We start from the raw sequence: 25,611 nt of genomic DNA on the forward strand, positions 1-25,611 counted from the left end.
CCCTTATCTTCTAGCATAAAGGATTTCCATAAAATAAAAAACATTTGTTGGAAAGTTCGGTTTAATGTTTATAATTTTCTGAATTAACTTATTGACATGATGTCATATTCTTTGGTACGATTCTCCTAGAATTATTTAGAATACTAATATAGGAGGATGATTATGGTTTCTGAATACACATTGGATCACGCTAAACAAATGGATGAGAAAGATACACTTAAAGGTTTTCGAGAAGAGTTTTATTTAAAGCCGGATTCCATCTATATGGATGGAAATTCATTGGGGCTTCTTTCGAAGAGGGCTGAACGTACTCTTTTGGAATCTTTGGAAGATTGGAAGGAACATGGGATTGATGGATGGACGCAAGGGAATCACCCATGGTTTTTCATGGCTGAGAAATTGGGTGCGAAGATGGCCCCATTGGTCGGAGCTTCTCCCGAGGAAGTTATCGTAACCGGCTCCACAACTGTAAATCTGCATCAGCTTGTTGCCACTTTTTATAAACCTGAAGGTACGCGCACAAAAATTTTAGCAGATGAATTAACCTTTCCGACTGATATTTATGCTCTTCAAAGTCAACTGCGTACACATGGATACGATCCGGAAACCGATCTCATCCGCGTCAAAAGCTCGGATGGCAGATTTCTTGAAGAGGATGACATAATCGAAGCAATGACAGATGACATCGCATTGATCATCTTGCCAACAGTCCTGTATCGCAGCGGTCAAATATTGGATATGAAACGATTAACTGCTGAAGCTCATAAAAGAGGAATAGTAATCGGATTTGACGGATGTCATTCTATCGGTGCCATTCCGCATTCATTCAGCGAATGGGATGTGGATTTTGCTTATTGGTGCAATTATAAACATTTAAATGGCGGTCCTGGCGGTGTTGGCGGTTTATATGTAAATCGAAAACATTTTGGAACGATGCCTGGATTGGCTGGATGGTTCGGCTCCAAAAAAGATAAACAATTCGATATGGAACATACGTTAACACCAGCTGAATCAGCAGGCGCGTATCAAATCGGCACGCCGCATGTGTTAAGTTGCGCACCTTTGATTGGGTCTTTGGACATTTTTATTGAAGCGGGAATCGAGAATATTCGCGAAAAATCCCTGAAAATCAACCAATATTTAATGGATTTAGTCGAATCCGAATTGGCAGGCATGGGGTTTTTCATTGGAACTCCTAGAGAAGACATACGCCGCGGAGGCCATGTAAGCCTTGAGCATAAAGAAGCTGCACGGATATGCAAGGCATTGAAAGAGAACGGTGTCATTCCCGATTTCCGAGCACCTAACATCATTCGTCTCGCTCCGGTTGCACTATATACTTCCTACGCAGAAGTTTGGGAAGTTGTACAAATACTCAAGAAAATCATGTCAGAAAAACAATATGAAAAATTCAAGAATGAGCGTGAAGTGGTCGCATAACATGGGATTCCGCCAGATGGGGCTCATCCCTCAAATGGTTAGTTAATTAAGGCAGGATAAAATCTTTTTTGATAAAAAGGGGATGAACTATGGAGAACAAAAAAACTCAATTGAACTTTAAAGATGAGCCAGAAAAAGGATTAAAACGTGAGCTGGAAACAAATCAGCTTTCAATGATCGCAATGGGCTGTGCCATCGGGACAGGGCTATTCCTTGGCAGCGGGCTTGCCATTCAAGCGGCAGGGCCAAGTGTATTGCTCAGCTATGCACTCGGGGCGTTCATTGTTTTACTGTTGATGGGCTGTTTAGCCGAAATGACGGTTGCCCATCCCACTTCAGGATCTTTTGGGGCCATTGCTGAAAAGTACATGACTCCGATGGCTGGCTATCTTGTCCGCTATTCTTATTGGATTGCCAATGTTTTGGCTGTTGGGGTTGAGGTAAGTGCAGTCAGCGTGTATATGAAGTATTGGTTTCCGACCGTGCCGGGAATCGTATGGATTTTGGTGTTTGCAGGTGCCCTGATTTATGTAAATGCTACTAGCGTGAATACATTCGCTACATTTGAGTATTGGTTCTCCTTCATTAAAATTAGTGCCATTGTTGGTTTTATCCTTCTTGGATCCTATGTACTATTCGGTTCTTCCGATCAGCCGCATATAGGACCTGAGAACTTTGTAAATGAAGGCGGTTTTTTCCCATTTGGCGGGTGGGGAATGTGGGTAGCCGTATTTATTTCTTTATTCAGCTTTCTTGGAACTGAAATGATAGCGGTTACATCAGGAGAAGCAAAAGATCCGGATGCAGCTGTTCCAAAAGCCTTAAAAGCGACCGTGTTCCGTTTATCCACCTTCTATGTGTTGACAATCGGCATCATGTTGATGATCGTTCCGTGGAAAACGGCTGGGATCGAGGAAAGTCCATTCGTCAAAGTAATGGAAATCTTGAACATTCCTGGTGCATCCGGGATCATGAACTTTATTATTTTAACGGCTGCAGTATCTGCCATGAATGCCCAGCTCTATGCTTCAACACGTATGATGTTTTCATTGGCTCGCGGAAAACATGCACCTAGCTTTTTAGGAAAGCTAAACAAAAGGGGCGTTCCGGGAAAAGCACTTGCTGTCTCTACAACTGGGATTTTCATTGCGGCAGGCGTTCATGCGTTACTTCCTGGTTCATCCTATGCATTCATGATGGGGATCTCCATGTTCGGTGCCATGTTCACATGGCTCATGATCTTCATTTCCCATTTGTTTTTCAGGGTTAAATGGGAGAAAACCGGCGGACGCAAATTACCGGTAAGGATGATCGGTTTTCCATATTTAACGATACTGGGAGCCGTTCTTCTATTCAGCTTAATGATTACAACATGGTTTACAGATTTCAAGATTATGCTTCAATTCGGGATACCTTGGTTACTATTTTTAACTGTTGCTTATTTTGTTTCAAAAAGAAGAAATATTAACCATAATGTAATGGAAGAATCCCTGGAAAAGAAGATAGAATAGAATGACGGAATAAATAGTTTTTCATATGGAAAAGTGAGGAGATTGCGGAATGAAGAATATGGATAACAATGAACAAACAATAACTGGTTTAGAGAAAGAAATTCAAACCGATTTTCAAAAATCGATGTCTTACGGAGATTATCTCCACCTTGATAAGATTTTAACTAGTCAACATAGGTGTTCCGATCATCATGATGAAATGCTATTCATCATTATCCATCAAGCGAGTGAGCTATGGATGAAGCTCATTTTACATGAGTTGACAGCAGCAACTGAGTCCATCCGCCAAAACAAGTTGGAACCTTCGTTTAAAATGCTGTCGCGCGTTTCGAGGATCCAGCAGCAATTGATCCAGTCATGGAATGTCCTTTCAACTTTGACGCCGGCAGAATACATGGAGTTCAGGGATAAACTGGGACAATCTTCCGGATTCCAATCTTATCAGAATCGTTTGATTGAATTTGCATTAGGAAACAAAAATGTCCATACGCTATCAGTCTATCAGCACCAAACGGATTTATACGAGCAAATGCAGCAGGCCCTTCATGAGCCAAGTATTTATGACGCGGCGATCAATGCACTTGTGGCGCGCGGATTACCTATTGATCAAGAAGCCATCAGCAGGGATTGGTCGCAAAGATATGAACCAAATGCCAGTGTAGAAGAGGCGTGGCTGACAGTTTACCGCGATGTTGAGCAATATTGGGACTTATATGAGCTGGGCGAGAAGTTAGTGGACATCGGCCATCAACAGCAATTATGGCGTTTTAATCATATGACCACGGTGGAAAGAATTATTGGTAATAAACAAGGTACTGGCGGATCATCAGGTGTAACGTATTTAAAAAGAGCACTGGATCAACACTTTTTCCCAGAACTATGGAGCCTAAGAACGAAGCTATAAGATATTCAAAAAACAGCCAGAAGAGATGGAGGTAAGGTGCATGGGGACATGGATTGATATTTCACAACGTCTGGATGAAAACGTTGCAGTTTGGCCTGGAGATACACCTTTCTTATACAAAGTCAATTGGAGTAAAGAAGAAAGTGGATCTGTCAATGTAGGTCAAATCAATATGAGTATCCACACCGGTACCCATATTGATGCTCCATTTCATTTTGATGACGATGGAAAAAGAGTAATTGATTTGGATCTCGACTTATATATGGGAAGTGCCCGAGTTATCCATTTACCTAACAAGACAAGCATCGGTGTCAATGAATTATCCAGTATAGACCTGCAAGGCGTTACCCGTCTGTTAATTCGGACGGATGCATGGAAGAATCGGAGTGTGTTTCCACAAACGATTCCTCATATCCAACCAGAATTAGCGGCATATCTTTCAGAACACGGCGTTCGTCTTATTGGTCTTGATTTACCATCAGTAGATCCATTGGATAGTAAAGAACTGTCTGCACATCATGAACTTGCCGGTCATGGAATTCACATTTTGGAAGGTCTTGTACTAGACGGTATAGGACCGGGTAATTATGAGTTGGCCGCCCTCCCTCTTCCATTAGTTGAAGCAGATGGAAGTCCGGTACGTGCTGTGTTGAAAAAGTTACCCTAACATATAACAGTAAAAAACGAGCCAGATCAAAAAATGATTTGGCTTGTTTTTTTATTGCCTCCTTTCTATTGAGGTAATCATTAACTATCAAATTTTTTCCCTAAACCAAGTACATCTATGTTATAATTTTCAGAATTCATCACCAAGAGTGGAGGTCCGAATATGGAAAACTTTTATTTCTTCATCATCATGTGTATCCTTCTCATCATCTTACCTGGTCCAGATACAGCAATAGCCACAAAGAACACCGTTACCGTGGGAACGTCGGGAGGTTTTAAAACGATGTTCGGCACATGTTGTGCCCTGCTTATTCATACATCAGCTGCCGTGTTCGGACTTTCAGCAATCATTGTGAAATCCGCTTTACTATTTTCCATCTTCAAATATGTCGGTGCCGTTTACTTGGTATATATAGGCTTCAAGACCCTATGGGGATTAAGGAATAAGCAAGTGGCCGCAGCGGCTGAAACGTCCGTCAAAAGTAAGTACGAAAACCAGTCTTGCTTTAAACAAGGGTTCCTTACCAACCTGCTGAATCCTAAAGTGGCCGTTTTCTTTTTAACGTTCCTGCCTCAGTTCGTGAATCCGGGAAATGATACGTTTTTACCGTTCCTGATCATGGGCATAACGTATACCGTGTTAACTGCGTTGTGGTTTGTATTTTATATTTATCTGTTGAACCAGATCAGTGCTTTTATGAAAAAGCCTAGAACCCAAGCGATTTTCGAGGGTATAACCGGTACGGTCTTGATTGGTTTCGGGATTAAGCTAGCTCTGGAAAAAGCTCATAATTAATTTGAACTGCACCCTAATCGTTAGACAACTTCTAACAATTGGAGGTGCAGTTTTTTTATATTTTGGTTCTGATACAGGTGTAGCGATTTAAGTACTAGCTGAGTTATGATACAATAAAAAAACCATAATTTGGTTTTTTATACAAGGAGAAAATGACATGCCAACTATTGAAGTTAGGAAAACAAAGAATATCGGTTTAGGTTCACTTTCTTTTGCGCTATGTTTAATCGGAATATTGTTTACCATTCAATTCGGCGGTAACCCTTGCATTGGAGATAATATTTTAAATACTATCGGACTTAGCGCCTGGTCAAATGGAGATTCAGGTATTCATTATACAATGTTCTATTCGGCTATATTTTTCATCCCCTCCTTTATCATTGGTCATATTCATCCCGATGATAGAGGAGCAAAAGCAGGGAAAATTATCTCAGGTTTCCTATCCATTCTTATTGTTTCAGTACTGTTAACGATTATTATCGATTTATTGTTGGACTGTTGCGGAAAAAGGGCAAATTAAAGGGTATGAGCTCCATAATATCGAACTCATACCCACCCAAACCTTTATAATAAAGTGTTTAACTTTTTGTATTCTTCAGTGCTTAAATCACTCAACATACCCATTCACGAAAAAGCCAATCGTCTCGAGCTCGTCCTCCGTTAAATCCCGCTTTAATTCTTCAGCCAGTTCCTGCTCCATTAAATCTCGGTTTCCGTGATGTTCGACCACGGTTCTGGCACATTCTTTCATTAGCTTAAGCTCCGCCTCCATCTCCTGTCTTGTGCAAGGCCGAGCATGATGGGAGAGGATATATGTTTCGGCATCATAGGCTTCAATTTTCTTAATGAGCAGCGACGCCTGTTCAGCCGTATAATTCCATTTTTCAGCATAAAGATTGGCATAAAGGCAGTCTCCCATAAATAGTGTTTTTTCCTCTTGTACATAAATGATGCAGGAATCTTTGGCATGGTCGCCGCCAACATGTTCAATGATACAGGTTATATTGCCGAGATCGATCGTCATCGTTTTTTCAAAGATGATATCAGGCAGGGGGAAGGTAATCTCTCTATTCGTCCCATGTTCCAATTTGATTGCATCGGCGCAAAAGGGAATCTCCGTCCCTTCTTCGACCCGTTGATCAAGGGCTTGATCTTCCCATGAAAGCTGCTGCATATCTTTAATGTTTGTGTATGTTTTTTCCTGACAAATCACCGGAATCTTGATATTCTCCAGCCCGAATACATGGTCCCAGTGTGAATGGGTAAGAACGAGGAAATTCCCGCTTATATCATTCCGAAGCAATTCGTCCTTAAAGAGCTGTGCATGCCGGACAGAGTTACCGGCATCGATGATGAGCGTTTTCTTGTTTCCCGTAACGGCGGCAAGTACCGGGCGATCCGTTTCCTGAACTGGCGGCAGGTAGGCAATATGTTTCGATAGGTGCTGTAGTGTTTGCATGTTTCTGTTCTCCTTACGATAGTTGTGATTAGCTTGCTCAAGTATAGCAAATTACACATGCATTCATAAGATAAACTCCGCGAAAGGCTAAAAAGACAACAATTACTCAGATTGCTGTCTTTTCGTCATCATTTAAATGAACCTATTCAAATATACCGTAATTTTCGAGAGGGCATTTATAAAGGTGGCTTTAACAAAAGACTCTTCCTTTTTCTGATCTTCAGGTGGTTCTATATATTTTTTATTGTCAGCAACGAGTGTACTATTCGAGATTTTCGACTCGATGGCTCCTGTCAACTGCGCTGCAAATGCTTCACTATCGATGACCACCATCGATTCTGTATTTAAAAAGGCAGATCGAGAATCCAAATTGTAGGAACCCACTGCACTTAATCGTTGATCATAGACAACCGATTTACCATGCAAAGAATAAGGCTTTGAATATTCATAAAGCCTTGCCCCCGTCTCAACGATACTATCCCTAAGCTCTAAGTATCCGGAAAAAGCGATCACATTCGGGGTAGATGCCGTCGAGTTGGTAAGTATCGTCCAATCAGCCTTTGAATCCATCTTCTTCGGTACATATTCCTTTAAGGCATCCGCAGGAACAATATAGGGACTTTGGATAAATACCGATTGATTGGCATTCGCCGCAATATCCAATAGAGATCTCCACACAAAAGGGTATTTATTGAAACGTTCGATTGGATTATGAATGAAGGACACTTTTTTAGTAGGTGTTGTAGCCTTGCTCCAATCGACGGCTGGATTAACGAAATCAGCTTCAGTTTGTAAAGCTAAGCTGTATTGTTTCACCAATGCATCTCTTTCACGTTTCCCTTTTTCCGTTTGCCTTTTCGAAAGGTCTGAAAAGACATCGCTCGTATACGGATGGTTCCATAATTCATTCAAATAGTCCTTCATTTCAACGATTACACTATCTTTTTCCTCTTTAGCATTGAAAATGAGTACATCCCTGTCATAGACAAAATCCCTCGGCGGCTTGCTGGCTAAATACTTATCGGCGATATTTCTCCCTCCGATGATGCCCAACTTTCCATCTACAGTGATGATTTTGTCATGAAGGCGATTATGCCAGGTCCACGGCTTAAATGGCTTAACGGTTTCGTAATATCTTAATTCAATGTTTTCATGCGAAGCCAATGCATAACGGGCACTGCTTAATTGACCTCTGAGTCCATGAGATATTCCATCCAAAAGAATTCGGACTTTGACACCTCTGTCGGCCGCTTCGATCAAGGCTCCAATAATAAGTTCGGTTGATTTGCCTTTTCCAAAAGCATAGTAGGCAATATCGATTGAATGCTGGGCTTCCTGGATCATTCGCATTCGAGCGAGTCCCGACTCATAACCGTCTTCGAGAAGCAGGACACGATCCACGGTGGATTCCTTCTCACCCATATATGCACCCACATGTTTAATCGGCCTATTTTCTTCTTTTTCTGCTTTTGGGAAAAGAAACACTGCCGTCACCACTACATAAAGCAAATATAATAGAAGAACGAGCAGAAATCCTATTATTACCGTTTTTACAGTCATTGAGCACTCTCCCCTTCAAGCGATATTTTATTACTATTCGTAATATGCAAAGACTCTATTCAACATCTGCATGCTTGATAATTCTGACTAGTTAGCGAGCGATGCCACAAACCCACTTTGCTTGATTCTTGGTGCACTTTTTTTCTTTTTAAATGTGACAAAGTGGTGAACGCGAAAGCAGTTGCATAATATGATATAGAAGGAGGGATTTCATGCTTAAACAACCTGATAGAATAAGTATCTTCAATTATTGTTTTGCATTAGGGGTGTCAGAAGTTTTCTTTTTATCCAGCTTTTATCTTTCCATTCTTGACGTTTCATTATTTTCGATCGCTTTACCATGTTCCGCTTTATTTCTAATATTCTCCTTGTACCTATTCCTTCGAACGCACAAAGAAGTAAAGACCTTACCCAACCAAGAGGAACGAAGAAGGGAAATTCATGCATTCTATCATCAATCTTTCGGGATTTTCGCGATCATTTTTTTCACTTTACTTTTAGTTGCTTTAGCCTTTATTCCCTCGCTGGAAAACGGAGGGCACTTCTATCTTCTTTATTGTTTACCGATGGCCTTGCTTTGTTTGATTCCTTCGATTGTATCTTATAAAGGAATGAAATTATTCAAACTGGAAGCCGGCGGGAAATTAACGAAAATCTAATTATTTACCAAAAGCTTCGTTAATCCAAGAGCTCCCCAGGCAACTCTTGAATGTACGTAAAGAAACCAATCGATGCTCTATGCATGTTTTATAGTTGAATGTATAGGTAAAATGAGGATATAATAATGATAACTAACATATATAAAAAAAAGACACTGGTTAAACCAGCGTCTTAATGAACAGCAAACTGCATAAAGAGCAGCGGCTTTCTGTGGTAAGTCAGTAGCTACTCAATCATGAAAGTAACCCTTTTTCTACATACATCTGGCCGGATGGTATGGAGGGGGTTACTTTTTTAATGTAACCGCGATTATTGCGACGATTAAAGAGGCGAATGAAATCATTAGCATCAGTCCGTCCATAATAGAAATCACCAGCGACACCCCCTTTCTAAAAAGGAGTGACCGCTGCCCACTATACCAAATTGCTGTACATTTACTATTATATCTATATTTTCATGTTATTTATAGCCAAAAATAGATGTATTTAGTCTTCTTATTATATCCATGCTTTACATAAAAAAAAATCCCACATAAAGTGAGAACATTCTTTGCATGTATATCCCTTTATTGTTCCACTACACGGCCATCTTTATAAATGTGGAACCACCCAATCGTTCCTGTGCCGCCTTGATCGATCCAATCTTTATTAGCAGCTTTAAAATTGTAATATGATTTTCCTTTGCCATCTTTCAGCAATCTGCCATCACCGCTGAATATAATCTTGTTACCCAGCTTCTTCTTCCCTAACGCAATCGCGTCTTTCTCCGTAAACTGTTTTCTTTCCACCTTATTTTCATCTAAAGCAGCCCATGTCAGCGGACCGACGATACCATCTGAACTCAAGTTATGATCCACTTGAAACTCCCTTACCACATTTTGTGTTTGGGTACCGAAAATCCCATCAACGCCTACATTATATTTAACATCTTTAAGGCTTTGCTGTAAGTCTCTTACATAACTCGAACGTGAGCCTTTCCTGAGGGTCGGTCGCGTTTCCGCCTTCGTTTCGATTTTCTCCTTTGATGCTGCGTGGGTAATTGAAGTTCCCGCTCCTAGTGGGGCCAACATCAGGGCAACTGTTGGAATAATGACCAATAATTTTTTCTTCAACACATATAACCTCCATTCATTTGATCACTCCGGCAGGTTTCTGACACTATCCTTGGAGCCCATTCATTATAACGTATGGAGTTGTTTTATTGGTGTTTTATTACTTAAATTATAAAAAATGGTAAATAGTATCCACGGTGTTCATTAAGCTTATATGATGGAGGTCCCTTTTCTTGTCTAAAACAAAATAATCCCCAAAAGGGGATTATTTTGTTTTAGTGATTTTATGGCTATTGTTGATTCTGCCCTTGCATCCCAGTTCCCATGCCCATCAAGTTAGTGGCAAGCGGCACCATATTTTTCATTTTCCCGCCATTCCCACTCAACATCTGATAAGTAGCAATACCTACTCCGACCGAAGCGACAACTGGCAAAATTTTATCCATGTTTGCCTTCATTTACATCACCTTATTTTATATATTTTTGTTCATTTCCTGAACTCTTATATCTTGTTCAAAAGAACCCAAAAAATTCAAGATGCTTGTTACCGACACAATTAGTAATAAAAATATGTTTTAAAGGGAAAATTCTTTTAGGAGGGATATTAGCACTCTCGAATGGGAATTTCATTTTCAGCGCTAGTGGAAAATGATTTAAGATTATTGAGGTGAATATTCATGCCAATGTTAGATGTGGAAGGTATTAGCTTGTATTATTCTGTTAAGGGAAACGGTGTTCCTATTGTTTTTATTCATCCTCCAGTACTGACAAGTGTGAATTTCCAATACCAAATGGAGGAATTATCCGAAGAGTTCAAAGTTATCACTTTTGATATTAGGGGTCACGGAAGAAGTCAGTATTCAAGACTGCCAGTAACTTATCCCCTGATTATAGAAGATATCAAACATTTGTTGGATCATTTAAAAATAAAAAAAGCTATCATATGCGGATACTCGACCGGCGGCTCCATCGTATTGGAATATTTGCTGAGTTGTGCCGATAGGGCTCTAGGAGGCATTGTAATAGGTGGAATGTCTGAAGTGAGGGATAAATATTTAAAGCAAAAGATTTCTTTAGGAATATCACTTGCCAATAAAGACGCAGTTCCAATTCTTGCGCTATCCATTTCATGGAGTAATTCAAATACCGAAAATTTGTTCAACAAAATGTTTAATGAAGCCCTAAAAGGAGATGCCAGAAATATCGAGCAGTATTACCATTATAGTTTGCATTATAACTGTACCCATCAGCTAGAGAAAATCAACCTGCCAATTTTACTGATCTATGGTAAAAAAGATAAACCATTGCATCATTACGCTAATTTATTGCATGAAAAATTGCCATGTACGGAATTAAAATTCATTGATCATGCAAAGCATCAGATCCCTACAAAAGCGGCTAATGATTTAAATGAAAGGATAAAGCGTTTTATCCATACACAAACTGTTTGATTCTTTCTATTTAAAAACGAAACCAATCAATCAAGTACTATGTAGAAAATTCCAATCTTATACTATTGTACAGATCATAAATTTATGGAGTGAAAAAATTGGGAAGAAATAAAAGTATACTGATTCATTTAATATTACTATTGCTAGTCACTGCCGTTTTTATTTGGTCAGTCATTAAGCCTGAAGGATACTTGATATGGACAATGGAAGTACTTCCTGCCGTTGTGTTTCTGATTTTTGTACTTGTTACATATAATAAATTCCGCCTCACTACATTATCCTATTTCGTTATTGCCGTTCTTTCAATCACCATGTTCATCGGGGCCCATTATACGTACTCAAAAGTCCCTTTATTTAATTGGCTAAAAGATCATTACGATCTAAACCGGAACCACTATGATCGGTTTGGACATTTCCTAAAAGGTTTATTTGCGATTGTGATTAGAGAAATAGTAATACGTAAAACCCCACTAACAAAAGGACCATGGTTATTTGCTGTCACATTAAGTTTTGCGCTTGCCATTGGAGCCTTATATGAAATCATCGAATGGTTAGCTGCCATCATTTCAAAAGGCGGAAAGGCTTCAAAAGAATTTTTAGGAACACAGGGTGATATTTGGGACGCACAATGGGATATGTCGTTAACCTTAATCGGCTCTATCCTTGTATTGATCACCTTGTCCAAACTTCATGACAAGCTGTTACGAAAAGTGAAAAATTGAGAAGAAAAACGATAAAAAATAGTGATCTATATAGATCATTATTTTTTAATTAGAATTTGATTGTTAATATGATGTTCCATATGTTCTAGATAATCTTTTATTAGCCACTCCAATGATTTTTGTTGATTATTTCCTATATCACAAAGATTAGATAATCTATCATTTGGTGTATTCGTTATTATATATATGATTTGCTTATTTAAGGTACAAAAAAGGTTAACTATCTCATCCATTGGTCGCTCTTGATAATTCTGGACTATTACCCATTGGTCTTGATAGACCATTCCGAACCTCCGATTGTAGGCAAATTCTAAGAAAAGTCAGTTTTACTGCAGTTTTTTTAAAAGACGTGCCAGTTGGTTTCAGAAATCCGCTCCCTTTCCGCCGACTGTCTGACAAGCCTCCTCACCGCAAGCGTCTCCGGGGTCTCGGCTAGACAGTTATTCGGCAGGAGTGTCGCAAATTTCTTCATCCAATAAGGATTATAAAATAATAAAAAAACATATAGAACTAGTTTGCCTGCAGTTTTCTATTTAAAAGACGTTCCAGCTTGATTTCAGAAATCCGCTCCCTTTCCGCCGACTGTCTGCCAAGCCTCCTCACCGCAAGCGTCTCCGGGGTCTCGGCTAGACAGTTATTCGGCAGGAGTGTCGCAAATTTCTTCATCCAATAAGGATTATAAAATAATAAAAAAACATATAGAACTAGTTTGCCTGCAGTTTTTTCTTTAAAAACAATCCAGTTGATTGGAGTGGGTGTTCGAGACTCCTGCGGGAAAAGCGTGTCCAAGGGAGACCCCACAGGCGCAAAGAGCGCCGAGGGCGGACCGCCCGCGGAAAGCGAGTGCCTGGAGTGGAAATCATTTTACAAACCCTCAATAAAACATCAGAAGCTCATTTTATCGACTGAACCGAAATCAAAAAAGGATTTCGGTTTTCATTTTTAACTAGTTATGATTGTACTTGCTTACTTCCCTTTTTTTCATTGATGGCTTTTTGGTCGATTTTTGTATAGATGCGTTCCACTTCCATTTTGTCATGCAGCAGAAGTTCGCGGTTTTCTTTTAGCAGTTCAGTATAAGATTTCCTTCTTCTAGACATTTTTTAATTCACCTCTCAAGTGATTGAATTCCTATTGTAAAACAACTATCGGAAGCTCGTATAGCTGCTTATTATATTTTTTAAAAATCCCTAATTTCAGAAGTTCTTGTATAAGTTCCTCTTTTTTTGCTTCTGCCTTTGAACTTAATTGGGTAATCATCAAGGACCCTCCTTAACAAAAATGCTGACTTTTGGTATTTTGGGCTGCCTAGCATCCGATCCCACATGAAGAATCTCCACTTCTTCCTATTGCTTCCCCATATAAGGGCATGCTCTGCAAAGTCTTCACTTTTCCTTAATTGTTCGTATGTACTGCTTTCATGGTGTATTTTCAATACTCGATCATATACATCAAATCCAAATTGCTTCATTTTATCAGAAAGGATATCTATCGCGGCGAAAGGTTTCGAATGGGTCAAGTCGCCGGCACCAAAGAATGCGACTTTCACTCCAGCAAAGTCCACTTGGTCAATTTCTTCATAAAACTCGTGTGCTTCATACGGTAAATCTTCAAGATTCCATGTATATAAACCAATAAAGGCCAAATCAAAATCCTTTAAGGCATCAACTTCAACAGTATCCAATCTTTCCATATATACTTCACAGCCGACAGCCTTCATTCTATTCTTTATGTTTATAGCCATTTTCTCGGTATTACCGGATAAACTTACATAACCAATGAATACCTTCATCTATATCACCATCCTAATTGAGAATTACTTTCATTACACATCTCACTATAAATGAAAATGATTCTCATTGTCAATTATTTGCCTCCGCTATTATATGCAGGATGAATATAAGGAACGCATATTTTCGCTTCACCTTCCTTGTATCTGTAATGTTTCCGGAACGTTTCTTCAAATAAAAAGAGCACGTTTTACTCATTAAGAGTAAACGCGCTCTTGGTTAATCTAGTATCCCAATCCTAAATCTTTGAATTAATAAAATTTCACAATATCTTCGAAAGGCAGGAACGTTTTTTCTCCTGGTTGTTCATTCGGCTCACCAAATGGCATTTGAGCTATCAACGACCATTTCCCTGGAAGATCCCAAGTCTTCATCACTTCTTCATCAATAATTGGATTATAATGTTGTAAAGATGCCCCTATACCTTCCGCTGATAAAGTCATCCATATTGCATACTGTAGCATAGCATTTCCTTGATGGGACCAATATGGAAACTGTTCTTTATAGGAGGGTGCTTTTACTTGCATTTGTTCTATTGTTTCTTGATTTTCAAAGAATAGAATGGTACCGACTCCATCACGAAACCCTTGTAATCGTTCTACTGTTGCCGCAAAGCTCTCTTCCGGAACACGGGAACGAAGTGTTTCTTTTACAATATCCCAGAACTTTTCATGCTCGTCATCCATCACTACCACCACTCGACCACTTTGCATATTAAATGAAGTTGGTGCATGTAAAGCCGTTTTTAATACTTCATTAATTCTTTCTTTCGTAATATTTTCGTTCTTTTTCACCTTACGGATGGAACGACGGTTGATAATTGCTTCTTTTAAATTTGTTGTAGTTGCTGACATGTTGATTCCTCCAAATTATGATTTATTTAATTTCATTTAATCCTCAAAAGGTTTTTAGCAATTCCCCTTACCATCACATTGCAAGCCATCAAATTCATTCCGTTTATTTTTTGCTTCTTCCTTCTCAATGACTTGCGCTAACCTTTCTTTGCTGGCTAGTCCTTGAATGACTTCATCACCAATAATAAACGTCGGGACAGCTCTGATGTCTGCTTCTTCATAAGCATGTTTTAGTGCCTCTTGGTGCACTTCCCGATACTTTCGTGACACTAATGCTTCTCTAAAAGCATCTACAGGAAGTTCAACTTCACCCGCTAATTTTGTCAATACTTCAATATCTTCAATATTTTGTTCCTCTTGAAAAAACGCTGTAAATACTCTGTTGTGGAACTCGTTCCCTTTTCCGTGCTCCTTTGCAAAATGGCACCCTTCGAACGCCAAATGTGTATATGGATGCGGGGAGACACGGGGTAAACGCATATCCACTCCTAGTTTTTTCGCAACTGGGAGAATGTAAGAATCCCATGAATTCAACTTATCGGGTTCATTCCATGGATCAATTTTGGAATATGGACTTGGTCGCAATTCAAATGGCATCCATTCCACTTCTACATCCTTTTCCTCCACGATTTCGTCCAAAGGACCTTTACCTAAAAAACAAAATGGACATATAAAATCAGAATACGCTTTAATTTTCACTGTCATCATATATTCCCTCACTTTTCATCATTGGCTAAACTTGTAATCGAATCAGTTACAACACAGACCAAAAAAAATATTAATATAAGAACATTGCAATTAGTAACTGCACAGCCGATTATATCATCCCCTGCTGTAACCATTTTAGTTACAGGTCAAAAGAAAGTCAACCATTATTTTTAAAAAACGTAAAACCATGTACTATTTTAGAAAAAAAGTTTGTAGAGAAAGCGTTACTTTCACTACAAACTTTTTATTATTACATCTCGATTTGTTCGTTAACGGGTTCTCTCTTTTTCTTTCTCTGTTTTTTCGATTTTTTATAGTGCAGCAATTCGTATATACATGGAATGACGATAAGTGTGAGCAGTGTAGACACAGCTAGCCCGCCAATGACAACGATCGCTAAACTTTGTGAAACCAAGCTTCCTGTTTCCGCTTTTTTATATAAAAGTGGCAGCATGGCACAAATCGTTGCTACAGCCGTCATAATGATCGGACGGAACCTTGTAGCTGTCGCTTCGACGATCGCATCACGGATAATCATTTTTTCTTCGTTTTGTTTGACTCGATCCAGAAGCACAATCGCGTTTGTCACAACAATTCCAATTAACATGAGAGCACCCAGCAGTGCTGTAATATCGACTGGAATTCGACTGATAACCAATCCTAATACCGCTCCAATGGCAGCGAATGGCAAGGAAAATAGAATGGCGATCGGTGCTTTGATCGATTTGAATGTTATAACCATGATTAAAAAGACAATGCCGATTGATATTAACATCGTAAGGAACAAATCGGAAAAATCATCTGTCTGCTGAGCACTGGCTCCCCCGACTAAAATTTCTACATCATTCGGAATATCAAGACCTTTGTTCTCCTTATCTCCAAATATCTCAAGATTTATTTTACTTGCAATATCGGAAAGCTTAGTCGGATCTACCGTTGCCGTCAATTGAAGATATGTTTCCCCATCTTTATGGAACTGCGTTGTTGCACTCTCTTCGCTCTTTAAAGAAGCGACCTTTGAGACTGGGGCTAGACCGCCATCTGTCATGATCGGAATACTTTTTAAATCCTCTGGTTTTTTAGGATCTAAGATTGGTTCAAGGACGACAGGTGTCTGCTTATCCTGTAAAGTTATATTTCCGATAGGCGTTTTATTAAGCATGATACCTAATTGCTGACCAATTTGTTCTGTATTGCCTTTAGCCGGATCTACCTTGAATGAATATATGGTTTTCTTTTCGTCTTGGTTCGTTGTTACTTCTTCAATTCCTTTAATATCCTTTATACTTTCTTTGACCTTATTGGCCGTCAGTTCCAAATCTTCAACATTACTGCCGATCACGTCTATCGTAATGTTCGTCTTTGATGCCCCCATCATAAATGAGGAAGCGGTGGCCGTAAGCTTCGCATCAGGATAGTTTTCTTGTTCCTTTTCCATCTTTTTCAGGATTGAATCTACATTTGCTTTATCCTTCACCAGGATGCCGAAAATTGCTTCTGTAGGTGATGTGACTTCGCCATATTGTGCTGATTCGGCAGAGTTACCTAATTGCATGAAAATATTATCCACTTCACTCATACCCTGCATCGTTTCTTCGAGTTCAATCGCTTTTTCCTTCACTTTTTCATAGGGCTGATCATTTGGATAAGTTAATGTCACGGAGACATAGTCTGCTGAAGAATTATCAATCGCCCCTTTTGGCATGGCAAAATATGTACCAATGGAACCGACAAACAACAGCATAGCAACAATCAAGACAACCCATTTATGGTTTAGTGACCAAGTAACCAGCTTGGTAAAACGCTTGGCCGGTCGATGTTTTGGCAGCTCCGTCCTTTTCAGCAATCCTGCACTCATTAACGGAACGACCGTTAATGCCACAATTAAAGAAGCCAGCAAAGAATAAGTGACAGTCAAAGCGAATGGAAGAAGAAACTCTTGAAGTCCTCCATTCAATAAAGCAACCGGCAAGAAAACGGCTACAGTAGTAAGGGTTGAAGCTGTTATCGCCACTCCCACCTCTTTAGTTGCACCCATCACCAATTCGATTGAAATCTTCTCCTGCTGCATTTTCCGGAAAATATTCTCAATAACAACAATACTATCGTCCACCAAGCGCCCGATCGCTACAGCGACACCGCCCAGCGTCAAAATATTCAGCGTCACTCCCGACAATGATAGCAAAAATAACGTAAAGCCAAGAGATAGCGGTATGGATACGATTGTAATGAATGTAGATCGTACATTCCGTAAAAAGACCATGATTACAATCGTGGCGAATAGCGCACCTAGCAGAACTTCTTTTACCATCGTCTGAACGGAAGTCTCCACCATATCAGCTGTAGATAAATAAATGGTCGATTTCTGGTCACTATACTTTTCATTAATTTCTTTAGCTACTTTTTCAACCTCTTTACTGATTGTGACAGCATTTGATTGACTGTCCTTGATAATGCTTAAATCAATGCTTTCCTTTCCGTTAAAACGACTGATGAGGTTGCCATCCTTCGCTTCTTCAACTTTTGCTATCTCTCCAAGTGTGACATTTGGAGTGAGCTTTAACGCTTTTAATTTTTCAATACTTGTTAAATCCCCGATAACCTTGATGTTACTTGCCTTCCCATCAATCACTTTTTCGCCTACGGCCAAAGCTGCATTCTGACCGTTAAGGACGTTCATGACATCTTGAATGGAGACTTTCTTTTTAGCCAATTCTTCATTATCCACTTTGACTGAAAGAACGGATTGGGAAACCCCAAATGTCTGTACATCCGAAACCCCTTTAATATCTTTATACAGAGGCTCTAATTCCTTCTTGGTAAAGTCTATATTTTCAGCTGTTAATCCATCCTTAAAAGTAACGGAAACAAATGAAATGGGAATCATAGATGTATTTAACTGTGTAACAGTAGGCTTTGTCATGCTTTGTGGCAATGCTACACTGCCTAAAGCCTCTTGAACATCAAGTTTCGCTTGTTTCATATCCGATCCGGCTTCAAAGAATAGATCTACTTTTGAAAATCCATCTCCCGTGGTGGAGTAAATTGAACTCTTTCCCTTAACTCCAGTGACTGCTCTTTCAATCGGATCTGTAACTTGTGCTTCCATCGTTTTCGAATCGGTTCCCTGCCCCATTGTGATAATCGTAACTTGTGGATTATCAGCAGCTGGTAAAAATTCCATCGGCAGTTTAAAATAACTGACAACACCTATCAACAAAATAAAAATGGTTACCAATGATACGGCAGCCTTGTTCTTAAATGACCACTTAGTAAAAAACTCCACGTACTAATCACCCCTGAATATAATTTATAAGAAAATAATTCCATTTCAAATATTACCATATATTACTAATGTTGGAGTGTTAATTTTTTATTGATTTTTATTTTTTTTATGTTTCTCGATACGGAGAACTTTTTTCCACATAAAAAAGGCTGCCGCAGCAGCCTCCATTTTTTAGGCAAAAGGAGTTCTATCTAAATATCAAAACAAAGTTGATTGGATCGTAAGGTACGAGACTCCTGCGGGAAAAGCGAGTGCCTGGAGAGGAAATCAACGTTCAAATTGTACAAACCTATTTATATCCTTTGAAAAAAAGCATAACGATAGCCAAAACCATTACCCCGATAAACAATAACGGGCCGATGCCCGAGCTATAAACGAAGTATACCGTGATGTGGCGAAAAAGGAGCACGACAAGAAATAGGAATAACAGGAAACACAAAATGATGATCAGAGCGGTATATTTATTTCGATACAAGTAACCAGCCCCATTTTAAATTGCTTTATTAACACTAAGGAAACATTCATGCGAATGCATGCCCTTATAACGAATTCCGTTAAGAAACAATATGCAGCCCACGTTTTGTACTATTCTGTATCAAATAAAAAAGGGTTGCCGCAGCAACCCGATTTTTTTGAAATTACATTTCTTGAAGTTCATTGACCGTTACAAATGTATACCCTTCGTTCGTTAACTCTTGTAAGATCCCTTCAATCGCTTGAAGTTCTTTACCCGTATCATCATACATCGGATGCATCAGGATGATTGAACCTGGTTTTATATTATCCTTCACATACTTCACTTTGTCAGAAGCGGAAGTGTAATAGCTATCTGGTTCCAGATTCCAGGTAATGGTCTCTCTATCATTTTCATTTAAATAATAAGGCAAACCTATGATTTTTTTCCCGTTTGGTGGCCGGACGTCAATTCCACCCTTATATCCGGAGTTCTGAATTAATTTATCCGTTTTCTCGATTTCCGCCTTGATAAAAGAAGGCGATTTAAAAACCATTCGCTTGTGGGAATACGTATGATTCCCAATCTGATGTCCTGCTTCCGCTATTTTCTCCGCTTCCTCTGGGTACTTTTCGATTTCGTTACCAATCAGGAAGAATGTAGCTTTCACATCGTATTTAGCCAATGACGGTAGGATCTGATTCACATTTTTCGATGGGCCATCATCAAAAGTCAAAGCGACCACTTTTTCATTCGTCTCGACATTATCCGTCAATCCTCCGAATACCTGATATGTTCTCGAATTCATTAATTTATACGTACCAAACAATAGCAGGAAAACAACCAGGATTCCCAATCCAATGAATATCAGTTTCTTTTTCATGGCAAATACCTATCTTTCTATAAGTTTTTTAATCCAATGACCCATTATAGCAAATCACTGAACGAAAACACTTATTGCTCACTTCCGTAAAAACCATCTGCATTCACTTTACATGTATCAATTCAATACGCTCACAAACCAGCAGCATATCTTCTTTAAAGGTGTGGCCTATTTTGTGCAATTCTTCTTTCAGCCATTTTTCATGAGCATCCCACCAGTATGTATAGGTTCGATCTCCTTCCCCTTCTGCAATCGCAAACTCTTCACTCACTTCATTCATGGGCAATACTTCGACTTTCACTGTTTGTATGATGGCTAAGGGCTCATCCTCACTGCTCAAAATAATGCTGTAATCACCCACGGATGGTAATGGTTCATTTTCTTCTTCATAAAAAACATACCCAGAGCACGTAGCCGTTTTTTTCCCATCCATCACTAATTGAGCCAAATGATCGGGATCGGCCCCGAATTGCCATGCACCGACTGCCTGGGGTTTTTCTTCGTCTTTCCCCTGCCAAAATTCATTCCAATATAATTCCGCTTTGACATTCATTCTATGATTCTCCCATTCTTATTCTTAAAATTTTCGCCCATCTGTCATTCGCTTTTTTTACTTCTGTATTCATTTATCTCTTCCCATTCACTTAAATACATACGATTCGTGATTTTTTTTGGATTCTCCAGTTTACTAATAAACTCCAAACTGTTTCCGTCTGGATCATTAAAGTGAATTTTAGCGTGGGCATATTCCCCGTGAGGCATCACGAAAGGTTCAATTGGTTTAAATCCAAAAGCCTCTCTTGGCGCATAGCCTCTATCTTCAAGCCATGCGACTGAGCTCTTTAGATCTTCCAATGATACTTGAAAAGCGATATGCCGTAGGGAGGGATGATACTCAACCTCCACTTTTTCCGTTTCCCAAAGCCCCAACCAACTTTTGTCCTTTTCAATCCATAGAAAAGCCAGGTTGTCTTCAACCTTATGATCTAACTGCAAACCAAGCCCCTCATAGAATTCAATGGAACGTTTCAAATCACGAACCGGTAAATGTGCTTCATATAAACCTCTTATCATTGAAAAACCACCTTTTGTCAGATCTATCTCCCCAGAAGCTTCATAACCATTCTGGTTCAATCCCTTTATCTTATTGATCTACTGGGTAATTCTATTTCCCCAGTTAACAACAAAGTGATGAAGATAACCCAAAATATAAAGAATGACGAGGAAAAAACCAAAGAAATGATCGGGATCACTTTTTTCTCCGTTTTCTTCAAAATTCCTATAACAGAGAGGACGATGCCGGCAATCGTAAGGAAAAAAGTTATATAATGACCCGTCATGCTCCCGATATTTTCCATTCTAATAGGTGTAATAAAAACAGTAAAAAAGCAAATGATTCCAATGATGAATGAAGTAAAACTAATTACACCGTACCTCTTCTGAATACATGCTTCGTTTTCCATCGAGCACACCCTTTCATCAGATCCTGCACATCTATTAATATCTCACAAATAATTTTAACATATAATACCAGACAAATTGTTGTGCACAGAAAAAGGGGTCAAAAGACGGTGAATTAAAGCTTCATTTTCATGCCTTCATGAGTGGTTTTAAATCCTAAACGTTCATAAAATCGCAGCGTTTCTTCCCGTTTTTTATCGGTCGTCAGCTGAATGATATGGCAGCCCCGCTTCCTGGCACGGTCAATCGCATATTGAATCAACTTGCTTCCAATGCCTTTCCCTCGTTCTGAAGATGCCGTCCGAACCCCTTCGATCGTTGCTCTCCAACCGCCTTGATGGGTAATATATGGAGTGAACGTGATTTGCTGCACCCCAACGATTTCCTTACCAAGACATGCTACGATCAATTCATTATTCTCATCTGCATCAATGGATGCAAATGCTTTTAGATAGCTTTCAGGAAGGGGATTTTCATAGCGTTCCCTTTCCCTCCCCAATACATCATCCGCTAGCATCCGTACTATTTCACTTAAGTCTTTTACTGTCGCATTCCTGAATGTGACCATAATATCCCTCCAGTTCAGTATCGCCCTTTTTTCGTCATGATGGAAACCAACCTTTCATAATAACTTCAACTAAAAGTTAGGCGGTCCTCTTTTCTGGAGGAAAAATAATGACAGCTTTAAAAATTGGACCAACAAAAAAAGGCCCCCTTTTAAAAGGAAGTCCTTCTTAGTAAATCATTATTAGGTAATTGGCGCAGGGTTGAACAGTGCCAAATCATTATACAGGCCCCAATGCTCTGCCCAGGTTTTCTTTTTACCGCTGGCCACTTCCAAAATGAGGTGGAATATTTCCCACCCGACATCCTCTATGGCTGCCTCACCTGTAGCGATAGTTCCTGCATTTATATCAATCAGATCTTTCCATTGCTCGGTCAATGTATTTCGTGTAGATACTTTGATGACGGAAGCCATTGCCAGATTATAAGGTGTGCCCCTTCCAGTTGTAAAAACTTGAAGGTGCATGCCGGAAGCGAGCTGCAGCGTTCCGCAAACAAAGTCACTAGCTGGTGTAGCTGCAAAAATCAGCCCTTTTTCCGTTGCTTTTTCACCTGGAGCCAGTACGCCTGAAATGGGGCTGCCTCCGGATTTGGCAATGGAGCCTAATGATTTTTCCACTACATTGGCCAATCCGCCTTTTTTGTTTCCTGGCGACGGATTGGCACTTCGATCGGCCTCACCTAAAGCAAGATATTTATCATACCAATCCATTTCCTTTATTAACGCTCTCCCTACTTCTTCATTCACTGCACGGGGCGTCAATAGATGAATCGCATCCCGCACTTCTGTGACTTCAGAAAATAAAACGGTTGCCCCTGCCCTAACTAACAGATCTGTAGCATATCCTACTGCAGGGTTAGCTGTCACACCGGAAAATGCATCACTTCCTCCACACTGCGTGCCGATGACTAATTCGGAAACCGGAAACGTCTCCCGCTGCCTGCGGTTCAACTTGATTAAACGTTCCTCGGCCATTTCCATAATTGATTGGACCATTCCCGCAAATCCCTGCTGATCCTGAAGTGAAATGATATCTGAATCGTCCCCGCTTGGATTTATCCTCATTGGAGACAGTTTTTCACACCCCAGTCCAACTACCAAGGCTTCCCCGCCGAAATTCGGGTGTTTCGCAAGGTTCTGTATCGTGCGAATGGGAATAACCGCTTCAGGTGCATTGATTGCGACTCCGCACCCATAGTTGTGATTTATGGCGACAACATCATCAACATTGGGATACTTCGGAAGAAGCTCTTTTTTTATCCGGTTCACGACGAAATCCAGCACGCCTACTACACATTGAACGCTTGTTGTAATCCCTAATATATTCTTGGTTCCAACACTGCCATCTTCATTGCGGAATCCTTGAAATGTATATCCTTCAAGTGGGGGCAAAGTTTTGGGTATATCATTTGCCACCGGTAATTCCTTTAAATCTGGAGATGCCGGCAGCATCACCAGTGACTCGTCAATCCAACTGCCCTTACCGATTGATTTAGCTGCATAACCGATAACTTCCCCATAGCGTATGATGGCTTCATTCTCGAATATATCCATTAAAGCTACTTTGTGACCTTGTGGTACTCTTTCTTTCAATTCAAGCCCACATGGGAAAACCGTTCCTTGATCCAAGCCCCCCGTATTAACAACGATGGCGACATTGTCCATCCCATTTACCTTAATATAAAGCGGTACCTCTGTCAGCTGCGTTTTCGTATCCACTTTACCAACCCTTTCAATATAATAAAGCTAGCATATTGTCTAATATAGATATATTTTAAAATGGCTTAAATTATATTCCTCATGCTTTTAGGGAACTTCATTCAAACGTACGTATTTTTTTTCAAAAGTTCGTTTTCTTTTCTTCTGTTAATTTTTATCTATCAATACGATTCTTTCAGGTTTATTTACTATGAAAATGTAGGATAGAGCTCCTATGAACAATACACTGGCAACAAAGATCAGGGCACCGCTAAAGGAATTTGTTTTGGCTAAAATAAAGCCAATGACAAGTGGTGTTACAATACCTGCGATATTCCCAATGGTATTAAAAATACCGCCAGTTAAACCAATAAGTTCTTTTGGTGCCATATCACCGACAAGAGACCATGTAAGACCTGCCAAACCTTTCGCGAAAAAGGCAATGGACATGATTAGGATAAGAAGAAAAATATTTGAAGTGAAGTTAGCTAATACGATTGTGCTGGATAAAAGAAACCCAGTGATGATCGGTGTTTTACGTGCAACAGCGAGCGATTTTCCTTTTTTCAATAATCTGTCGGAAATGCCCCCGCCAACGATACCTCCAAAAAATGCTCCTATATAAGGTACCGATGCTGCAAAACCTGTTTGAATTAGAGATAAACCCTTCTCCGTTACGAGATATGTAGGGAACCACGTTAAGAAAAACCAAACAATTGTATTCAACGCATACTGACCAATATAAATTCCGACCATTTGTCTGTTTGACAACAAAAGACGGATATCAGACCAGTTCACTTTTCTTTTTTCTTCTTTATTTGCTAACCCTCCACCTGAATTAATATAATCGATTTCTGCTTGATTTACACGTGGATGGTTGTATGGTTCACGTACAAATGCAAACCATAAAATGGCTACAAAGATACCTAATCCTCCTGCAACAAAGAAAACATCGTGCCAGCCAAACTCTTGTAATATCCATGCCATGACTGGCGTGAAAAGTGCTAATCCAAAATATTGTGCAGAGTTATAAATCGATACCGCCCGTCCGCGTTCATGTTGTGGAAACCACATCGTCGTCAATCTGCTATTCCCTGGAAAAGATGGTGCTTCAGTAATACCAACCAAGAATCTTAAAATGAATAATCCAAGTAAGGTGCTGATAAATCCTTGAAAAAAGGTAAATGTGGACCATAATAATAAAGCAACACCATAAACTTTACGTGCTCCATATCTATCTAGTAACCAACCTCCTGGAATGTTAAATGCAGTATATGCCCAGTTAAAGGCTGAAAAAGCAACACCTAATTTCACTGCATCGAAAGCAAGGTCTTCTTTCATTACTGGAGCAGCTATACCCAAAGCAGAACGGTCAATATAATTAATGACGGTCACGATAAATAACATTGCAAGTATCGTAAAACGCACATTGGTTTTTTTAGGATGTTCAGTCTCATTGTTGATGCGTTGAGCACCGCTACTGTTCATAAGCTTCCTCCTTTTTTTCTTGATTTTCAGAAAAATGGTTTCAGTTTAATACCTTTTATTTTTTCTCAATGAATTGTAATCAAGTAAGGGCTTACAATCCATGTATTTTTAGCAACTACCATGAGTAGAATGTTAATATTTTCATCTTTAATAGATTGAGATATTCATTCTTTTACTCATGGTAATTACCATTCATTTAAATCG

Annotated in this window: 28 protein-coding genes; 9 read left to right on the forward strand and 19 right to left on the reverse strand. The window is 39.5% G+C overall.

Annotated features, from left to right (window positions below; genetic code table 11):
• Window positions 1-198 precede the first annotated feature (198 nt).
• From kynU to AC3ISB_RS21735, 6 genes are all read left to right on the forward strand, one after another.
• A complete protein-coding gene (gene kynU, locus AC3ISB_RS21710) occupies window positions 199-1,440 on the forward strand; it encodes a kynureninase (protein ID WP_377408668.1) in 1,242 nt (413 codons plus the stop codon).
• Between the two features lie 89 nt (window positions 1,441-1,529).
• Window positions 1,530-2,951: an amino acid permease gene (locus AC3ISB_RS21715; protein ID WP_489274248.1), complete on the forward strand. Its 1,422-nt coding sequence runs from the start codon at window positions 1,530-1,532 to the stop codon at window positions 2,949-2,951.
• A 58-nt stretch (window positions 2,952-3,009) separates the two neighbouring features.
• Complete coding sequence (gene kynA, locus AC3ISB_RS21720) at window positions 3,010-3,855, forward strand: tryptophan 2,3-dioxygenase (RefSeq protein WP_141994559.1); 846 nt, start codon at window positions 3,010-3,012, stop codon at window positions 3,853-3,855.
• A gap of 40 nt (window positions 3,856-3,895) precedes the next feature.
• Window positions 3,896-4,522, forward strand: a complete 627-nt coding sequence (gene kynB / locus AC3ISB_RS21725; RefSeq protein ID WP_489274250.1) for an arylformamidase — start codon at window positions 3,896-3,898, stop codon at window positions 4,520-4,522.
• Between the two features lie 162 nt (window positions 4,523-4,684).
• Window positions 4,685-5,317: a LysE family translocator gene (locus AC3ISB_RS21730; RefSeq protein ID WP_141994514.1), complete on the forward strand. Its 633-nt coding sequence runs from the start codon at window positions 4,685-4,687 to the stop codon at window positions 5,315-5,317.
• A 157-nt stretch (window positions 5,318-5,474) separates the two neighbouring features.
• A complete protein-coding gene (locus tag AC3ISB_RS21735; protein ID WP_489274252.1) occupies window positions 5,475-5,837 on the forward strand; it encodes a hypothetical protein in 363 nt (120 codons plus the stop codon).
• A gap of 87 nt (window positions 5,838-5,924) precedes the next feature.
• Here the strand turns inward: AC3ISB_RS21735 and AC3ISB_RS21740 are convergent, their stop codons facing one another.
• Window positions 5,925-6,776 carry an MBL fold metallo-hydrolase gene (locus tag AC3ISB_RS21740; RefSeq protein ID WP_141994515.1) on the reverse strand — a complete coding sequence of 284 codons (852 nt, stop codon included), beginning with the start codon at window positions 6,774-6,776 and terminating at the stop codon, window positions 5,925-5,927.
• A 132-nt stretch (window positions 6,777-6,908) separates the two neighbouring features.
• Window positions 6,909-8,336 carry a phospholipase D-like domain-containing protein gene (locus AC3ISB_RS21745; protein ID WP_480339730.1) on the reverse strand — a complete coding sequence of 476 codons (1,428 nt, stop codon included), beginning with the start codon at window positions 8,334-8,336 and terminating at the stop codon, window positions 6,909-6,911.
• A 212-nt stretch (window positions 8,337-8,548) separates the two neighbouring features.
• On the opposite strand from AC3ISB_RS21745, the gene AC3ISB_RS21750 reads away from it, so the two are divergent.
• Complete coding sequence (locus tag AC3ISB_RS21750; protein ID WP_480339729.1) at window positions 8,549-8,995, forward strand: hypothetical protein; 447 nt, start codon at window positions 8,549-8,551, stop codon at window positions 8,993-8,995.
• 566 nt (window positions 8,996-9,561) lie between these two features.
• On the opposite strand, the gene AC3ISB_RS21755 is transcribed toward AC3ISB_RS21750, so the two are convergent.
• Window positions 9,562-10,110 carry a peptidoglycan-binding domain-containing protein gene (locus AC3ISB_RS21755; protein WP_480339728.1) on the reverse strand — a complete coding sequence of 183 codons (549 nt, stop codon included), beginning with the start codon at window positions 10,108-10,110 and terminating at the stop codon, window positions 9,562-9,564.
• Between the two features lie 227 nt (window positions 10,111-10,337).
• On the reverse strand, window positions 10,338-10,505 hold the full coding sequence (locus AC3ISB_RS21760; protein WP_489274255.1) for a hypothetical protein: 168 nt from the start codon (window positions 10,503-10,505) through the stop codon (window positions 10,338-10,340).
• Window positions 10,506-10,724: 219 nt separating this feature from the next.
• Here AC3ISB_RS21760 and AC3ISB_RS21765 point away from each other — a divergent pair, with 219 nt between their 5' ends.
• A complete protein-coding gene (locus AC3ISB_RS21765; protein WP_489274257.1) occupies window positions 10,725-11,498 on the forward strand; it encodes an alpha/beta fold hydrolase in 774 nt (257 codons plus the stop codon).
• Window positions 11,499-11,587: 89 nt separating this feature from the next.
• Complete coding sequence (locus AC3ISB_RS21770; RefSeq protein ID WP_489274258.1) at window positions 11,588-12,220, forward strand: DUF2238 domain-containing protein; 633 nt, start codon at window positions 11,588-11,590, stop codon at window positions 12,218-12,220.
• Window positions 12,221-12,258: 38 nt separating this feature from the next.
• Here AC3ISB_RS21770 and AC3ISB_RS21775 read toward each other — a convergent pair whose 3' ends face one another.
• The 15 genes from AC3ISB_RS21775 to AC3ISB_RS21845 form a co-directional block, all read right to left on the reverse strand.
• Window positions 12,259-12,504: a hypothetical protein gene (locus AC3ISB_RS21775; RefSeq protein ID WP_489274260.1), complete on the reverse strand. Its 246-nt coding sequence runs from the start codon at window positions 12,502-12,504 to the stop codon at window positions 12,259-12,261.
• A 226-nt stretch (window positions 12,505-12,730) separates the two neighbouring features.
• Window positions 12,731-13,009 carry a hypothetical protein gene (locus AC3ISB_RS21780; protein WP_489274262.1) on the reverse strand — a complete coding sequence of 93 codons (279 nt, stop codon included), beginning with the start codon at window positions 13,007-13,009 and terminating at the stop codon, window positions 12,731-12,733.
• Window positions 13,010-13,170: 161 nt separating this feature from the next.
• Window positions 13,171-13,320, reverse strand: a complete 150-nt coding sequence (locus AC3ISB_RS21785; protein ID WP_098372439.1) for an FbpB family small basic protein — start codon at window positions 13,318-13,320, stop codon at window positions 13,171-13,173.
• 31 nt (window positions 13,321-13,351) lie between these two features.
• On the reverse strand, window positions 13,352-13,432 hold the full coding sequence (gene fbpA, locus AC3ISB_RS21790) for a Fur-regulated basic protein FbpA (RefSeq protein ID WP_489276993.1): 81 nt from the start codon (window positions 13,430-13,432) through the stop codon (window positions 13,352-13,354).
• Window positions 13,401-14,012 (reverse strand): flavodoxin domain-containing protein, encoded by a 612-nt coding sequence (locus AC3ISB_RS21795; protein ID WP_144549019.1) that lies wholly within the window; start codon window positions 14,010-14,012, stop codon window positions 13,401-13,403. Before AC3ISB_RS21795 ends, fbpA begins: the two co-directional genes overlap by 32 nt.
• Window positions 14,013-14,261: 249 nt before the next feature.
• On the reverse strand, window positions 14,262-14,864 hold the full coding sequence (locus AC3ISB_RS21800; protein WP_144549017.1) for a nitroreductase family protein: 603 nt from the start codon (window positions 14,862-14,864) through the stop codon (window positions 14,262-14,264).
• 54 nt (window positions 14,865-14,918) lie between these two features.
• Window positions 14,919-15,569 carry a DsbA family oxidoreductase gene (locus tag AC3ISB_RS21805; RefSeq protein ID WP_141994526.1) on the reverse strand — a complete coding sequence of 217 codons (651 nt, stop codon included), beginning with the start codon at window positions 15,567-15,569 and terminating at the stop codon, window positions 14,919-14,921.
• A 253-nt stretch (window positions 15,570-15,822) separates the two neighbouring features.
• Window positions 15,823-18,858 carry an efflux RND transporter permease subunit gene (locus tag AC3ISB_RS21810; RefSeq protein ID WP_489274265.1) on the reverse strand — a complete coding sequence of 1,012 codons (3,036 nt, stop codon included), beginning with the start codon at window positions 18,856-18,858 and terminating at the stop codon, window positions 15,823-15,825.
• Between the two features lie 638 nt (window positions 18,859-19,496).
• Window positions 19,497-20,195, reverse strand: a complete 699-nt coding sequence (locus AC3ISB_RS21815) for a polysaccharide deacetylase family protein (RefSeq protein WP_489274267.1) — start codon at window positions 20,193-20,195, stop codon at window positions 19,497-19,499.
• Between the two features lie 103 nt (window positions 20,196-20,298).
• Window positions 20,299-20,748: an ASCH domain-containing protein gene (locus AC3ISB_RS21820; protein ID WP_489274269.1), complete on the reverse strand. Its 450-nt coding sequence runs from the start codon at window positions 20,746-20,748 to the stop codon at window positions 20,299-20,301.
• Between the two features lie 44 nt (window positions 20,749-20,792).
• Window positions 20,793-21,269, reverse strand: coding sequence for a VOC family protein (locus tag AC3ISB_RS21825; protein ID WP_489274271.1), 477 nt, complete (start codon window positions 21,267-21,269; stop codon window positions 20,793-20,795).
• Window positions 21,270-21,334: 65 nt separating this feature from the next.
• Window positions 21,335-21,658, reverse strand: a complete 324-nt coding sequence (locus tag AC3ISB_RS21830; RefSeq protein ID WP_141994531.1) for a hypothetical protein — start codon at window positions 21,656-21,658, stop codon at window positions 21,335-21,337.
• Between the two features lie 113 nt (window positions 21,659-21,771).
• Complete coding sequence (locus tag AC3ISB_RS21835) at window positions 21,772-22,224, reverse strand: GNAT family N-acetyltransferase (protein WP_098372449.1); 453 nt, start codon at window positions 22,222-22,224, stop codon at window positions 21,772-21,774.
• Window positions 22,225-22,404: 180 nt separating this feature from the next.
• On the reverse strand, window positions 22,405-23,940 hold the full coding sequence (gene garD, locus AC3ISB_RS21840; protein ID WP_480339718.1) for a galactarate dehydratase: 1,536 nt from the start codon (window positions 23,938-23,940) through the stop codon (window positions 22,405-22,407).
• 147 nt (window positions 23,941-24,087) lie between these two features.
• Window positions 24,088-25,407, reverse strand: coding sequence for an MFS transporter (locus AC3ISB_RS21845; protein WP_489274274.1), 1,320 nt, complete (start codon window positions 25,405-25,407; stop codon window positions 24,088-24,090).
• Window positions 25,408-25,611 lie beyond the last annotated feature (204 nt).

It is taken from the genome of Peribacillus sp. GL_122 (assembly GCF_057835005.1).

Coding starts and splice junctions, on each gene's coding strand:
- kynU (WP_377408668.1), top strand. CDS start 199: ATGGATGAGAAAGATACACTTAAAGGTTTTCGAGAAGAGTTTTATTTA.
- AC3ISB_RS21715 (WP_489274248.1), top strand. CDS start 1,530: ATGGAGAACAAAAAAACTCAATTGAACTTTAAAGATGAGCCAGAAAAA.
- kynA (WP_141994559.1), top strand. CDS start 3,010: ATGGATAACAATGAACAAACAATAACTGGTTTAGAGAAAGAAATTCAA.
- kynB (WP_489274250.1), top strand. CDS start 3,896: ATGGGGACATGGATTGATATTTCACAACGTCTGGATGAAAACGTTGCA.
- AC3ISB_RS21730 (WP_141994514.1), top strand. CDS start 4,685: ATGGAAAACTTTTATTTCTTCATCATCATGTGTATCCTTCTCATCATC.
- AC3ISB_RS21735 (WP_489274252.1), top strand. CDS start 5,475: ATGCCAACTATTGAAGTTAGGAAAACAAAGAATATCGGTTTAGGTTCA.
- AC3ISB_RS21740 (WP_141994515.1), bottom strand. CDS start 6,776: ATGCAAACACTACAGCACCTATCGAAACATATTGCCTACCTGCCGCCA.
- AC3ISB_RS21745 (WP_480339730.1), bottom strand. CDS start 8,336: ATGACTGTAAAAACGGTAATAATAGGATTTCTGCTCGTTCTTCTATTA.
- AC3ISB_RS21750 (WP_480339729.1), top strand. CDS start 8,549: ATGCTTAAACAACCTGATAGAATAAGTATCTTCAATTATTGTTTTGCA.
- AC3ISB_RS21760 (WP_489274255.1), bottom strand. CDS start 10,505: ATGAAGGCAAACATGGATAAAATTTTGCCAGTTGTCGCTTCGGTCGGA.
- AC3ISB_RS21765 (WP_489274257.1), top strand. CDS start 10,725: ATGCCAATGTTAGATGTGGAAGGTATTAGCTTGTATTATTCTGTTAAG.
- AC3ISB_RS21775 (WP_489274260.1), bottom strand. CDS start 12,504: ATGGTCTATCAAGACCAATGGGTAATAGTCCAGAATTATCAAGAGCGA.
- AC3ISB_RS21785 (WP_098372439.1), bottom strand. CDS start 13,320: ATGTCTAGAAGAAGGAAATCTTATACTGAACTGCTAAAAGAAAACCGC.
- AC3ISB_RS21795 (WP_144549019.1), bottom strand. CDS start 14,012: ATGAAGGTATTCATTGGTTATGTAAGTTTATCCGGTAATACCGAGAAA.
- AC3ISB_RS21800 (WP_144549017.1), bottom strand. CDS start 14,864: ATGTCAGCAACTACAACAAATTTAAAAGAAGCAATTATCAACCGTCGT.
- AC3ISB_RS21805 (WP_141994526.1), bottom strand. CDS start 15,569: ATGACAGTGAAAATTAAAGCGTATTCTGATTTTATATGTCCATTTTGT.
- AC3ISB_RS21815 (WP_489274267.1), bottom strand. CDS start 20,195: ATGAAAAAGAAACTGATATTCATTGGATTGGGAATCCTGGTTGTTTTC.
- AC3ISB_RS21820 (WP_489274269.1), bottom strand. CDS start 20,748: ATGAATGTCAAAGCGGAATTATATTGGAATGAATTTTGGCAGGGGAAA.
- AC3ISB_RS21825 (WP_489274271.1), bottom strand. CDS start 21,269: ATGATAAGAGGTTTATATGAAGCACATTTACCGGTTCGTGATTTGAAA.
- AC3ISB_RS21830 (WP_141994531.1), bottom strand. CDS start 21,658: ATGGAAAACGAAGCATGTATTCAGAAGAGGTACGGTGTAATTAGTTTT.
- AC3ISB_RS21835 (WP_098372449.1), bottom strand. CDS start 22,224: ATGGTCACATTCAGGAATGCGACAGTAAAAGACTTAAGTGAAATAGTA.
- AC3ISB_RS21845 (WP_489274274.1), bottom strand. CDS start 25,407: ATGAACAGTAGCGGTGCTCAACGCATCAACAATGAGACTGAACATCCT.